The sequence below is a fragment of the Corticimicrobacter sp. genome (assembly GCF_040137905.1).
GTDB lineage: Bacteria > Pseudomonadota > Gammaproteobacteria > Burkholderiales > Burkholderiaceae_B > Corticimicrobacter.
Map to the genome: position 1 here is coordinate 1 of NZ_JBEFDG010000072.1, position 13339 is coordinate 13339.

A 13339-nucleotide genomic window follows, 5' to 3' on the forward strand; every position below is an offset into this window, starting at 1 on the left:
GCTGTCGGTATTGTCCAGCGTCGGGATCTGGCGCGAGGTATCCAGATGCGCCCGCACGCTGCTGGCCAGTTCGGCGGCTGTCGGCGTGGCCGGTTCGTAGGGACGGATCGGGATCGGCCGACCGTGGGAATCTATCGATACGAAGACGATCACGCATTCCGTCGTGGTCTGCATCTTGCCGCTTTTCATGTCGCCGCTGCGCACATCGACCACGATATTCATGCTGGTCTCGCCGGTATAGGCCAGTCGCGCCTCGACCTCGACCAGGTCGCCGATCATGATGGGATGATGAAAACGGATGCCGCTGACGTAGACCGTCACGCAATAACGCTGTGACCATTTGGTGGCACAGGCATAGCCGGCCTCGTCGATCCATTTCATGACGGTGCCGCCGTGCACCTTGCCGCCGAAATTGACGGTGCTGGGTTCTGCCAGGAAGCGCAGGGTGATGGAATGGTCGTTTTTCATGAAGTCTGCCGGTAGAGGTCCACAAGGGGGGCGATGGGCCGCAGATTGTAGCGTGCGTGGCCTCGCTAGCGACATCCTGTTGGGTGGATACGGCATTTGAAATCGGGCGGCGCAGATGACAGGCCAGGGCTCGGCAGAAGGGTGCATTTTTATTTTGCAGGCTCACCATAAATAACCAATTTGTTTGATAAACTCGGTAAACAAAAGAATTTCTTGTAATAAAAATCCCTGTTGTCCGATCCTGGCACGCGCCTCGATTCTGATTGATTGTTGCACCCAACGCATTCAAAAAGGATGAGCCATGACTGTATCTCCATGTATATGTGAATCGTCAGCGTCATCAGCGGTATTGCGGGTTTCCCTTTTGCAGCATTCTCTTCCGCCCGTGGCTTTGAGTGTTTCCCTCGCCAGGCGCGTCTCCCGGATTTCCCAGTCTTGTTTCTAGCAGTGCGGCTTGTCCACGGCCGTACTGCATCTTCCCGATTTTCCCTGTCCGCCTGATCCTGTCATGCATGGAATGCATGGTGGCGAGCGTCCGGGTGGCCTGCCGCTTTTATCCGACCCTGAAAAGAGGTGATTCATGGCAATACATACGAAAGACTCGATCCGAGACCGTGAGTTCGATGATGTCTATGCATCGACGGATCTGTCCGTTTCCATGCCCAAATACAAGATGCCCGAGGGCGAGCATGATCCCCGGCATGCATATCAGGTCGTGCACGACGAACTGATGCTCGATGGCAATTCCCGCCAGAATCTTGCCACTTTCTGCCAGACCTGGGTCGAGGACGAGTCACGCCGTCTGATGGATGAGTGCGTCGACAAGAACATGATCGACAAGGATGAGTATCCGCAGACAGCCGAAATCGAATCGCGCTGCGTGCATATCATTGCCGATCTGTGGAACTCGCCCGAAGCAGCCAATACGCTGGGCTGCTCGACCACGGGATCGTCCGAGGCCGCCATGCTCGGTGGCCTGGCACTCAAGTGGAAGTGGCGCAAGAAGATGCAGGCCGCAGGCAAGCCGACCGACCGGCCGAACCTGATCTGCGGCCCGGTACAGATTTGCTGGCACAAGTTCGCCCGCTATTTCGATGTCGAGCTGCGCGAGATTCCGCTCGAAGGCGATCGCCTGATCATGAACCCGGAAGAAGTGCTCAAGCGCGTAGACGAGAACACCATCGGCGTGGTGCCGACCATGGGTGTGACCTTTACCTGCGACTACGAGCCGGTCAAGGCCGTGAGCGATGCGCTCGACAAGCTGCAGAAGGATACCGGGCTGGATATCCCGATCCACGTCGATGGAGCCAGCGGCGGCTTCCTGGCACCGTTCTGCGCACCCGAGATCGAATGGGATTTCCGCCTGCCGCGCGTGCACTCCATCAATGCATCCGGACACAAGTTCGGCCTGGCACCGCTGGGCGTGGGCTGGGTCATCTGGCGCGATGCCAAGAGCCTGCCCGAAGAACTGATCTTCAATGTCAACTATCTGGGTGGCAACATGCCGACCTTCGCGCTCAACTTCTCGCGTCCGGGCGGGCAGGTGGTGGCCCAGTATTACAACTTCCTGCGCCTGGGCAAGGACGGCTATCGCCGCATCCAGACGGCATGCTATGACACGGCCCGCTATCTGGCTACCGAGATCGGCAAGCTCGGCCCCTTCAAGATCCTGTTCGATGGCGACATGAAAAAGGGCATCCCGGCGCTGTCGTGGACGCTCAAGGAAGAGTACAAGGGCAAGGTCAACTTCACGCTGTACGACCTGGCTGACCGTTTGCGCAGCCGGGGCTGGCAGGTGCCTGCCTACTCGATGCCGGACAACCGCGGGGATCTGGTCGTGCAGCGCATCCTGGTGCGCCATGGCGTGAGCCGGGATCTGGCCAGCCTGCTGATGGACGATATCCGGCGCAGTCTCGACTATTTCGAGAAGCATCCGGTGGCCAAGCCCATGAGCGAGGAGGAGGCTGGCGGCTTCAAGCATTGATGGGCTGAAAGAGGGGGTCGGGGCCGTGCCTGCAGGCATGGCCCCGGCAGGCAGTTGTGCTGCAATTCTTCGAGGATATTGCCATGAGCGCAAGCAAAGCTACCAGGATGTCCGTGATGACCCTGGCCATTATGACCATCGCCGCAGTGTGCAGTCTGCGGGGATTGCCGATGATGGCCAAGGAAGGCTCCGAGATGTTCTTCTTCATTGGTTTTTCCGCCATTCTCTTTCTATTGCCGGCTGCACTGGTGGCGGCGGAGTTGGGAGGTGCCTTCAGTGACCAGAAGGGTGGCGTCTACACCTGGGTGTCGGCCGCCTTCGGTTCGCGCTGGGGATTCACGGCAATCTGGCTGCAATGGATACAGAATGTGGTCTGGTATCCCTCGGTGCTGGCCTTTGCCGCTGCAGCACTGGCCTACCTGATCGGCCGGCCGGAACTGGCCTCCAGCGGTGCCTACACCGGCATTGTCATCATCGTGGCCTATTGGGCGGCGACCTTCATTGCCCTGTCCGGTGCCGGGCTGGCCAGCAAGGTGACCTCACTGGGTACGCTGCTGGGTACCATCCTGCCCGGAGTGTTGATCATCGGCCTGGGCGTGGCCTGGTGGCTGGGCGGCAATCCCAATCACATGAACGATGTTGCGCAGGCCGGCAGTCATGCCCACGCCCGATTCATGCCACACCTGACGGACCTGTCTTCGCTGGCATTCCTGGGCGGCATCATCCTGCTGTTTGCCGGGGTGGAAGTGCATGCCGTGCATGCCAATGAGCTGGACAAACCGAGCACCCAGTTTCCGCAGGCCATTTTCATTGCAATCGCGGTCATCCTGGTTCTGTTCGGTGCCGGCTCGATGGCGCTGGCGGCCATGGTGCCCAATGCGGAAATCGATCTGAACCAGGGGTTGATGCAGGCCTACAACGTGGCCCTGACCCATTTCGACATGCACTGGTTGCTGGCACCGCTGGGGCTGTTCATCGCCTTTGGTGCCTTTGCCGGGGTCATGTCATGGATCACGGGGCCGAGCCGTGGCCTGCTGCAGACGGCGCAGGAAGGTGAAATCCCGCCGTTCCTGGCCAAGACCAACAAGAATGGCGTGCAGATCCACATCCTGATGGTACAGGGCGCAATCGTGACAGTGCTGGCACTGCTGTATTTCGTGCTGGATAACGTCAGCGTGGCTTTCTTCCTGCTGTCGGCCATGACCATTACACTTTACCTGGTGATGTACATGCTGATGTATGCCGCCGGCATCAAGTTGCGCTATACGCAGCCGGACCTCAAGCGTGCGTACAAGGTGCCGGGGGGTAACCTGGGCATGTGGCTGATTGCAGGTATCGGCTTGCTGGGCGTGATCTTTGCGTTTGTGGTGTCGTTTGTGCCGCCGAACCAGTTGCCGATTGGCAACCCTACTTTGTATGTGGCCTTGGTGGCGGGCGGTTTCATTATTTTCTGCGGACTGCCGCTGGTGATTCATGCGTGCAAGAAACCGTCATGGAAAGTGGCTTCAGATCAGGGCAGTCCATCCTGACGTCCTGATTGTATGTGGCGGTATATGTACAAGAGGCCTGCGGGCCTCTTTTTTCGTCCGGACAAGACCGCAGTGCGTATGGTTGCGCACAATCTACGAGGGTGTAAATGCAGTTGACGTCTTTACGGCTACCGGCTGAAATGGAACAGCCTGCATGTGTCAGGTAATTTCAAGTAGAAACGATCTGTATTGGTTTGGGGGAGTACGTAATAATGAAGCATCTGAAGATAGGTGTGCGCCTGGCAGGCGGGTTTGGACTGCTGGTCGCATTGGTGATATTGATGTCGGTCGTGGGGCTGCTCAGTTTGAGCACCATTGATCGTTCAGTGGTGGAAATGACGCAGCAGTCGTTGGCCAAGGAACGGCTGATCGGCGACTGGTATCGCAACATCAACACGGGATCACTGCGTACCACTGCCATTGCCAAGAGCACTGATTCGGGTTTGGCAGACTTCTTTGCAGAAGAGGCAGCCGAATCCTCCCGTCAGTCCAGCGCACTGCAAAAGCAGATCGAGCCGCTGATCCAGACTCCTGAAGAATTGCGACTCTGGGAAGGTATCAAGGAGGCACGGGCCGGCTATCTCAGCGCCCGTGACGATGTGTCGAAGGCCCGGCGCGAAGGCCGCTCGGCCGACGCGGAACGTCTGTTCTCACAGAACTATCGGCCGGTCACGCAGCGCTATCTGGATCTGGTCCTGAGCCTGTCCAACCTGCAACGAGCCGGCATCGATGCCGAGGCGCAGGCCATTCATGCCGAATATACGTCAGTCCGGCTCTGGATCATCCTGCTGGGTGTTGCCGCCGTGGTGCTGGGGTTGGGTGTCGCCTGGTGGCTGACGCGTGGTATTACGCGGCCCCTGGCCGATGCGGTACGGGTGGCGCGCACGGTGGCCGCCAATGACCTGACCAGTGTGATCCAGGCCGATTCCCGTGACGAAGTAGGCCAGTTGCTGCAGGCGCTGCGCGGGATGAATGACAATCTCGCCCGCGTAGTGGGTCATGTGCGTATCAATGCCGATAGCATCGCGACGGCGTCGGGCCAGATCGATGCCGGCAATCAGGACCTGTCATCGCGTACCGAAGAACAGGCCAGTGCGCTGGAGGAAACCTCTGCATCCATTCAGGAGCTGGCCAGTGCCGTGCGTCAGAATGCCGACCACGCGCGCCAGGCCAACCAGCTTGCCGTCGAAGCCAGTTCCGTGGCCACCCAGGGTGGGCAGGCCATGGGCGATGTCGAGCAGACCATGAAGGATATCGACGAAAGCAGTCGCAAGATTTCCGACATTATCGGCGTGATCGATTCGATCGCTTTCCAGACCAATATCCTGGCGCTCAACGCTGCCGTGGAAGCAGCCCGCGCCGGCGAGCAGGGGCGTGGTTTTGCGGTCGTGGCTGCCGAGGTGCGGGCACTGGCGCAACGCAGTGCAGGAGCTGCCAAGGATATCAAGGAATTGATCAGCAACTCGGTGGCCAAGGTGGGCGAAGGGTCGCAGCAGGTCGAGGTGGCCGGTCGCACCATGGAGGCCATTGTCGACAGCATCCGGCGCGTGACGGATATCATGGGAGAAATCACGGCGGCCAGCGATGAGCAGCGTACCGGGATCGACCAGGTCAGCCAGGCGGTTGAACAGATGGATCAGGTGACGCAGCAGAATGCAGCATTGGTAGAAGAGTCTGCTGCGGCAACCGGTGCGCTCAAGGATCAGGCCGCGCAACTGGCTGAGGCCGTCAGCGTGTTCCGGATTGCATCGGAGCGCACTGCAGACCTGGTGCCGCAACTGTCGGTACGGAGCGCGCCCGCCATGCGCACGGTGTCGGCACCCGTGCGCAAGCCTGCCACGGCATCGACCCCCAGGTCGGCGCAACCTGCGCCCAGGCTGGCCTCGCCTACGACGACAGATCGCCCGGCCACGAAGCCGGCAGCTCAGTCCGATGAGGACTGGAGCACGTTCTGAGTCCGGTTGCCCAACTCGCCATGAGCGCGCCCTGCCGGTTATCCGTGGCAGGGCGGGTCAGCCTGTTTGTTGTATGGCGACGGCTGCGGCACGTTAGCGCGATGTGTCTTCCATGATCGCTTCGCCCTGGCGGGCGCGCAGCTCGATGATGTTGTGCAAGGCTTCCAGTTGCGCCGTGCGCCCCTCGGCCTGGTCGGCTTCGCAGCCGGACTGGGCGATCTCGCCCCAGGTCATGGCCCAGGCCGGGTTTTCTGCGCCGGAAATCTGGACAAACAGCCTGCAATAGCCCTGCTGATAGGTTTGCCAGTCACGCTGGCCGGCTTCGAGCGCCGCTGCTTCGCTCTGGGGAAGTGCCGCATGGAGCTGGCGGTAGGTCGACGCCATGGTCTGGCGCTGGGTATCCAGTGCCTGCCGCGTACAGGTTTCGACCGTCAGTCGGTCAGCGCCTGGCGCATCCTCGCAGTTCTCCAAAATATCCTGGGCCTGGACTCCACCATGGAGCAGCGTGGTAACCAGCACAAGTACGGCTGTTTTCATGGTGATACTCCGTCGCGGACCAGTCGTACGGCCAGTGGAAATCCGGTTGTATGGATATCGACGCTGCCGTCGCTGAAATCGAGGTAATAATGCATTTTCAGCGGTTCTGCGATAGGCGTGGCCGTGTCGCTCCAGTATGGAATGCCATCGCCCAGATCTGCCACGTCCGGAAATATCCGATCATCGAGCGCGGCTGGCGTGCAATCAGGGACGACCAGACTGCCCAGCTCATCCAGGGTAGGCAGGCGCCAGCCCGTCCCGGCCTCATGGGCCGCGGCATGGGCATCATCAAGATTCAGCATGGCCGGCTCGCCGCCGGCGCAGCCTTGTTCGGCAGACCAGGTGACGCCGACACTGCAGCGCTGCCAGGTAAGCTGGGTACGGGTGTCGTGGACCAGCCCGGTATCGTCCGGTACGAAATGGGTGGGGATCTCTGCAGGGCAGGCAGCGTAGGCGGTCGGGCCGGCGGATATGGCCAACAGCAGGGCTGTCAGTACTGAAAAAACAGGTGGCATGAGGGCAAAAGGCGCTCATGATACCTGCTCCGGTGTGCATTTTTCCAGTGCAGAATATTTCGCTTGGCAACATATTCACCATATATATGCAGCCGATGATGCCTGCCTGTTGCAATACCGTCTTCAAAGGCAAAGCAGTGCAAAGTGCCATTCTCAATTGTCATGCGAGACGGCTATGCTTGATCCAGAATATTGCTTCCTGTTGCGGAATATCGGGTTGGCAGCAGGCGCAGGAGGAGGACCATAATGAAAGAAAGCGCGCCTGAAAATTATTGCGTTGCATTGCAGCCTATTTGCGACGGCGCGCTGCGTCATGTAGCTGACGAGCTGTTGTACCGTGCCGGTGTCAATGCGAATTTTGCCCAGGTCGATGACGACATGATGGTGACGGCGCGCGTCTGCAATGCGGCCTTCTACGAAACCGGCATCGAAAAACTGGTGGGACGGCGCAAACTGTTCTTCAATGCCCCGCGCGAATGGCTGCTGCGCCCTGAACTGTTGCCTCCCGATTCCTCACAGGTCGTGGTCGAAGTGCTGGAGAGCGTGACCGGCGAACCTGCCGTGATCGAGGCGCTGCGGCGCATACGCAGACTGGGCTACGAGGTGGCGCTCGATGATTTCGTGCTGACACCGGCGACGCGCCCTCTGCTGGAGGTGGCCAGCGTTGTCAAGGTGGATATGCTGCAGCCGCTCCGGCTCGACGATATTCTGTTATACCGCAATCGGGGTATCCGGTTGCTGGCCGAAAAGGTCGAAGACATGGAAACCTTCGAGCGTTGCCGGGCGCTGGGTTTTGAACTGTTCCAGGGCTATTTCTACGCCCGCCCGGAAGTGCAGACCAGTACGGCGCGTGATCGGACCGGCAATCGTCAGGCACAACTGCGCATTCTGGCTGAATTGCAGCGCGAGGCCGCTGATTATCACAAGCTGGAATCCCTGATTATCCAGGATCCGCAACTGGCATTCATGCTGCTGCGTTATACCAATTCAGCCATGTTCTATCGTGTCAGCAAGGCGGTCACGATCCTGCAGGCTATCAGTATGCTGGGCCTGCATCGAGTGCGTACGGTGGTGCTGACCCTGATGCTCGCCAACAATGGACCCGCCAGCCGGTTGTTGCTGCCCCAGGTACTGACGCGAGCCGCCATGTGCGAGCGTCTGGCCGAGAAAATGGGCGGTGTCCCCCCCGAGGTGGCGTTCATGGCCGGCATGATTTCCATGATGGACGTGATACTTGGTCTGTCGCTGGCCGACATTCTCGAAGCGTTGCCGCTGGGGCAGGATGTCAATGATGCACTGCTGCATCGCAGTCAGTGCCTGGGGCAGGTGCTGGATATGGTCGAAGCATTCGAGCAGGCCCAGACTGCCGGTCTGGAGCCCGAAATGGTGGCGCGCCTGAACCGGACCTGGATGAGCAGCCGGGTCTGGGCGACCGAGATCCTGTCGGCGGTTGGAACCTGACATCCTGTCATCTCTTTGTGGATACATGGATGGCACAGGCGGCAGGCCACAATATATCCATTCCATTTCTGGCGTGGTTCAACCATATTCGGTTATTAATATCCATTTAATTGATATGGTTATATGATGGATTAAATCTATCGGTGTGCCCGTATTAATTGGAATTAATTTCTCTTTGTTTCAAATGTTTGATTTATATTGCCGCATCTTGAATAAATAAGCCTGGCTGTAATTGGCAATAGGGCGGTCGCATCGACCGCAATCAGGCATGGATCAGAATAAAAATATATCCGGCGCATGGCTTGCTGCGCTGGCATTTGTCGTTGTGCCGACAGTCTTTGCACAACCCGTTTCAATACCCGGCAATGATGCGGCAGAAATACAGCGTCGCCAGGAGCAGGAAATCGAGGCACAGCGGGCCCGCGCGGCTGCGCGGCCGGATATCCTGTCGTCCCGGCCGGCGGTGTCCGGCCAGGCGGATGCTGTCGAGTTTCCGGAAGAAACCCCCTGCTTTCTGATTGACACCATAGATTGGGACGGGGCCAGACCGCCTGCCGTCCTGCGGCGTATGGGCGACACTGTGCAGGGCCGGTGTGTCGGTATCGAAGGGCTGCGAGGATTGCAGGAAAGGATGATGGACCGGCTGATCGATACCGGCCTGATTACCTCCCGCGTACTGGTGCCAGAGCAGTCCCTGGCCTCAGGTACGCTGACGCTGCGCTATATGCCCGGACGGATATCCGGGGTGCGTGACCCGGACATGCCCGGATGGTGGCGCACTGTCCTGCCGACCTGGCCGGGCGGCCCGCTTGACCAGCGTGATCTGGATCAGGCACTCGAAAACATCCGCAGGCTGGCCGGGCAGGCCGATGCCGCCATTGATATCACGCCTGGCCCCGAGGCCGGCGATTCGGACATCCTCCTGCGCCCCGGTACGGGCAAGCGCTGGCATGGCTATGTGGGTGGGGACAATAGCGGTCTCGATAATGTCGGTACCTACCAGGTCAATGCGGGCCTGACACTGGATTCGCCGCTGTTCCTGTATGACCAACTGTCCGTGGCCTGGAACAGTAATGCCCGCTGGCGCAGCGACAAGGCCAATACGCGGGCGGCATCGATTAACTACAGTGTGCCGTTTGGTTACTGGACTGCCTTTTTCAGTGCCAGCCGTTCCACGTATCGCCAGACGGTGGCGGGCTTCGATGCGCCGATCATTTATGGCGGTACGACACGCCAGGTGCAGGGCGGGCTGTCCTGGGTCGCGTACCGAGGCAGTGCCTACAAGGGCACGCTGACCGCATCGATATCGCGCAAGCGCGTCTCCAGCACGCTCAACGACGAGGAGATTGATGTCCAGCGCCGGGATGTGACCGGGTATGAGATCGGCTATACGCATCGGCATTATGTCGGCCCGGCCGTACTCGATGCCGGCTTTGGCGTCAGGGGCAATCTGCGCGGCATGTCCGACCAGCCCGGCTTTGTCTATGGCGATCCGGACTGGAACGGCCGCAGCACGATCCTGACAGCCAGCGCCGGCCTGTACCTGCCCTGGCAAATGGCAGGCCGGCAGTGGGCCTATCAGGGGAACTGGCAGATCCAGCATGCTCGCACACCGCTCGTGCCATCCGATTATTTCACCATCGGCAGCCGCTACGCCGTCCGGGGTTTCGATGGCCAGATGACGCTGGCTGCCGAGGATGGCTGGACGCTGCGCAATGATCTGTCGCTGTCGCTGGGGGAGTCCGGCCAGCAGCTCTATGCCGGCGTCGATGCCGGGCATGTCGGTGGTCCTTCTGCCCGTGACCTGTCTGGTCGCTCGCTGGTCGGAGCCGTGGCGGGATTGCGGGGCCGCGTCGCCATGCCCTGGGTCAATGCCAGCTATGACCTGTCGGCTGGCTGGCCTCTTAAGAAGCCTGCCGGCCTGAAAACCGACCACACCGTATTTGCCGCCACCCTGATGTTCGAATTCTGATCCGGATTATTGATCATGACCAAGCTCCGTTCCGCCGCCGCCTGGCTCGTCATTTTCACGCAGGTATGGTCGCCGGTCCTGGCGCAGACCCTGCCTATCACCGTTGATCGGAGCGTGTCCGGGCCCAAGCCCATCGTCGGGGTGAGCAACGGCGTGCCGGTGGTCAACATCGCGCCGCCTTCTGCTGCCGGTGTGTCCAACAACCGTTTTACCCAATTCAATGCCGGCCCTTCCGGCGTTGTGCTGAATAACAGCGGCGGGGCCAGCCAGACGCAACTGGCCGGACAGATCGCCGGCAATCCCATGCTGGGCAACCAGCGTGCGGCCGTCATCCTGAACCAGGTCACGGCCGCCAACCCGTCGCGCCTCATGGGCATGGTCGAAGTGGCCGGCCAGCGTGCCAATGTCATCGTCGCCAATCCGGCCGGCATTACCTGCGACGGCTGCGGCTTCCTGAATGCCGGACAGGCCACCCTGACGACGGGCCGGCCCCGGATCGGCGCGGATGGCGTACAGGGCTTCGATATCGCAGGTGGCCGTATCGGGATCGAGGGGCAAGGGCTGTATGGAGACAACCTCAGCCGTGTCGATCTGCTGGCTCGCACACTGGAGGTCAATGCCAAGGTCTGGGCAGACCGGCTGAACGTGGTGGCAGGTGCCGCGCAGGTGGACTACGACAACCTGGCAGTACAGAGCGGCACTGGCGAGGGGACTGCACCGGCCGTTGCGCTGGATGTGGCCGCGCTGGGCGGGATGTATGCCAACAGTATCCGCCTGATCGGTACGGAAGCCGGTCTCGGTGTGAACGTCGGAGGCGATCTGGTGGCCATGACCGGCGACCTGCAATTGAGTGCCAATGGCGATGTGCGCATCCGTCCTTCGGGCCGGCTGCAGGCGACGGGCAATATCGCTGTACAGGCAGGTGGCGGGCTGGACAACGCCGGTGCCGTGGCAGCCGGGCGCGAACTGACGCTGGATGTCGGTGGCACGCTCTCCAACACGGGTGGGATGTCGGCGGCCAGACAGGTCGCCATCGAGGCGTCGGCACTGGACAATCGCGGCACGTTGGCGGCAGGCTTGCGTGCGGATGGCTCTGTTGGCCCTGAGGGCCGGTTGCAGGTACAGACTGCGGGTCTTTCCAACCGTGGCCTGCTGGTCGCCGGTGGTGATGTGGTTGCCACTGCCGAGACGATCGACCAGTCAGGCGGCCGGATGGTTGCCGGGCAGAACCTGACGCTGGCTGCAGATGGCCGGATCGCCAATACCGGCGGCACGCTGGCAGCCGGCAGCCGCCTGGATATGCGTGGACAGGCGCTGACCAATACCGATGGCGTGGTGGCTGGCGAGCGCGTGTCGATCCGGGCGAACGAAGCTGTTGGTAACGTGCGTGGTGTCGTGCAGGCGGACGACGCCTTGCAGATCGACAGTGCCGACATGCTGGATAACCGGCAGGGCGAGTTGTATGGCCGCAGCCTTGCTGTTGAGACCGGTACGCTGGACAACGCGGCTGGCCGGATGGCCGCCAGGGAACATATCCGGATCGAAGCCGATCACCTTGGCAACGATGCCGGCCAGGTGTTGGCAGGCCAGACGCTGGCGCTGGCAGTGGGCGAAATCGACAATGGTGGTTTGCTGTATTCGGCAGGTACCCTGGCGCTGGACGGCCAGTCGCTGAACAATCGCGCTGGCGGTGAGATTCTCGCGGCAGGCAATAACCAGCTCGACATTTCGGGCACGCTGGCGAGCCGGGGCTTGATCGACGGTGCGCAGACGCGTATCCAGGCCGGCAGCGTAGACAATGCCGGGCGTCTCCAGGGAGACCGGGTCGACCTCCGAACTGGGACGTTGCACAATGCCGGTGGGGCCGTGCTGGCCTCGCGCAAAGGCATGGATCTTGGTGTGGCTGCGCTGGACAACGACGGTACGGTCAGGGCCGGACAGGATCTGGCTCTCGATGTCGCAGGCAAGCTGGCCAATGCCGGGCAACTGTCGGCAGCGGGGCGGATCAATGCCGAGGCTGCCGCGTTGGATAATCGTGGCACGCTGGTAGCCGGCTTGCAGTCCGATGGCGCGCTGGGCGCAGAGGGCGATCTGCAGATCCGTACCGCTGTATTGTCGAGCAGCGGCATCCTGCTGGCCGGCGGTGATGCGACTGCCGTGGCCGATACGATGGATCTTTCGGGTGGCAAGCTGGCGACGGGGCAGTCCCTGAACCTTGAGGTGGCAGGCAATCTCGCCAATCTCGGCGGTACGGTATCTGCGGGCAGCGGTCTTGAGGTGCGCAGCCAGGCGTTGAACAACACGGATGGCACCCTGGCAGCGGGTGGTCGCCTTGACCTGCAAACCGGTGCGCTGGGCAATGCCGGTGGCCATATCGAAGCGGAGACGGCAGCCCTGGAGGTCGAAGGTGCAATAGATAGCCGTGGCGGGCTGATCCTGGCCGACAATGGCCTGCGCATCCGTTCTGCCAGCATCGACAACACAGCAGGACGAATCGGAGCAGGCCAGACACTCGAAGTCGCCACGACGCGACTGGACAATGCACGGGGCAACCTGTCAGCCAGGGACAGCGCACGGATTGATGCCGATAGCCTGCGCAATGATGCCGGGCAGATCTCGGTCGGCACGACGCTGGCGCTGACCACCGACGCGCTGGACAACGCCGGCTTGCTGCATTCGGCGGGTGACCTGAAGCTGGACGCCCGCTCCTTGACCAACCGTGCCGGGGGAGAAATCGTCACGGCAGGCGAGAACCGTCTGGAGATCGCCGGGGCGCTGATCAACCAGGGGCTGATCGATGGCGGTCAGACCCACATCCAGGCCGCCGACGTGAGCAACGCGGGGCGGATGTATGGCGATCAGGTCGGCATCACGACGGGTGATCTGCGCAATGCGACGGGAGCCGTACTGGCGGCCCG

Annotated in this window: 9 protein-coding genes; 6 read left to right on the top strand and 3 right to left on the bottom strand. The window is 61.0% G+C overall.

Features of this window, described 5'->3' with window-relative positions; all coding sequences use genetic code 11:
* A partial coding sequence (locus ABN482_RS12610; protein ID WP_349504326.1) for an acyl-CoA thioesterase occupies window positions 1-468 on the bottom strand: 468 nt, incomplete at its 3' end.
* Window positions 469-1048: 580 nt separating this feature from the next.
* On the opposite strand from ABN482_RS12610, the gene gad reads away from it, so the two are divergent.
* The 3 genes from gad (at window position 1049) to ABN482_RS12625 (ending at window position 5936) form a co-directional block, all read left to right on the top strand.
* Complete coding sequence (gene gad, locus ABN482_RS12615) at window positions 1049-2452, top strand: glutamate decarboxylase (protein ID WP_349504327.1); 1404 nt, start codon at window positions 1049-1051, stop codon at window positions 2450-2452.
* Window positions 2453-2568: 116 nt separating this feature from the next.
* Window positions 2569-3981 carry an amino acid permease gene (locus tag ABN482_RS12620; protein WP_349504328.1) on the top strand — a complete coding sequence of 471 codons (1413 nt, stop codon included), beginning with the start codon at window positions 2569-2571 and terminating at the stop codon, window positions 3979-3981.
* A gap of 212 nt (window positions 3982-4193) precedes the next feature.
* A complete protein-coding gene (locus ABN482_RS12625; protein WP_349504329.1) occupies window positions 4194-5936 on the top strand; it encodes a methyl-accepting chemotaxis protein in 1743 nt (580 codons plus the stop codon).
* Between the two features lie 93 nt (window positions 5937-6029).
* On the opposite strand, the gene ABN482_RS12630 is transcribed toward ABN482_RS12625, so the two are convergent.
* The gene (locus tag ABN482_RS12630) at window positions 6030-6473 is read right to left on the bottom strand and encodes a lysozyme inhibitor LprI family protein (RefSeq protein WP_349504330.1); all 444 of its coding nucleotides are present in this window, start codon (window positions 6471-6473) and stop codon (window positions 6030-6032) included.
* On the bottom strand, window positions 6470-6988 hold the full coding sequence (locus ABN482_RS12635; protein WP_349504331.1) for an Lcl C-terminal domain-containing protein: 519 nt from the start codon (window positions 6986-6988) through the stop codon (window positions 6470-6472). The genes ABN482_RS12630 and ABN482_RS12635 overlap by 4 nt, the downstream gene beginning before the upstream one ends.
* Before the next feature lie 246 nt (window positions 6989-7234).
* On the opposite strand from ABN482_RS12635, the gene ABN482_RS12640 reads away from it, so the two are divergent.
* The 3 genes from ABN482_RS12640 to ABN482_RS12650 form a co-directional block, all read left to right on the top strand.
* Complete coding sequence (locus tag ABN482_RS12640) at window positions 7235-8449, top strand: EAL and HDOD domain-containing protein (RefSeq protein ID WP_349504332.1); 1215 nt, start codon at window positions 7235-7237, stop codon at window positions 8447-8449.
* Window positions 8450-8717: 268 nt separating this feature from the next.
* Window positions 8718-10421 carry a ShlB/FhaC/HecB family hemolysin secretion/activation protein gene (locus ABN482_RS12645; RefSeq protein WP_349504333.1) on the top strand — a complete coding sequence of 568 codons (1704 nt, stop codon included), beginning with the start codon at window positions 8718-8720 and terminating at the stop codon, window positions 10419-10421.
* A gap of 15 nt (window positions 10422-10436) precedes the next feature.
* Window positions 10437-13339: two-partner secretion domain-containing protein (locus ABN482_RS12650; protein ID WP_349504334.1), on the top strand; the 2903-nt coding region annotated here is incomplete at its 3' end.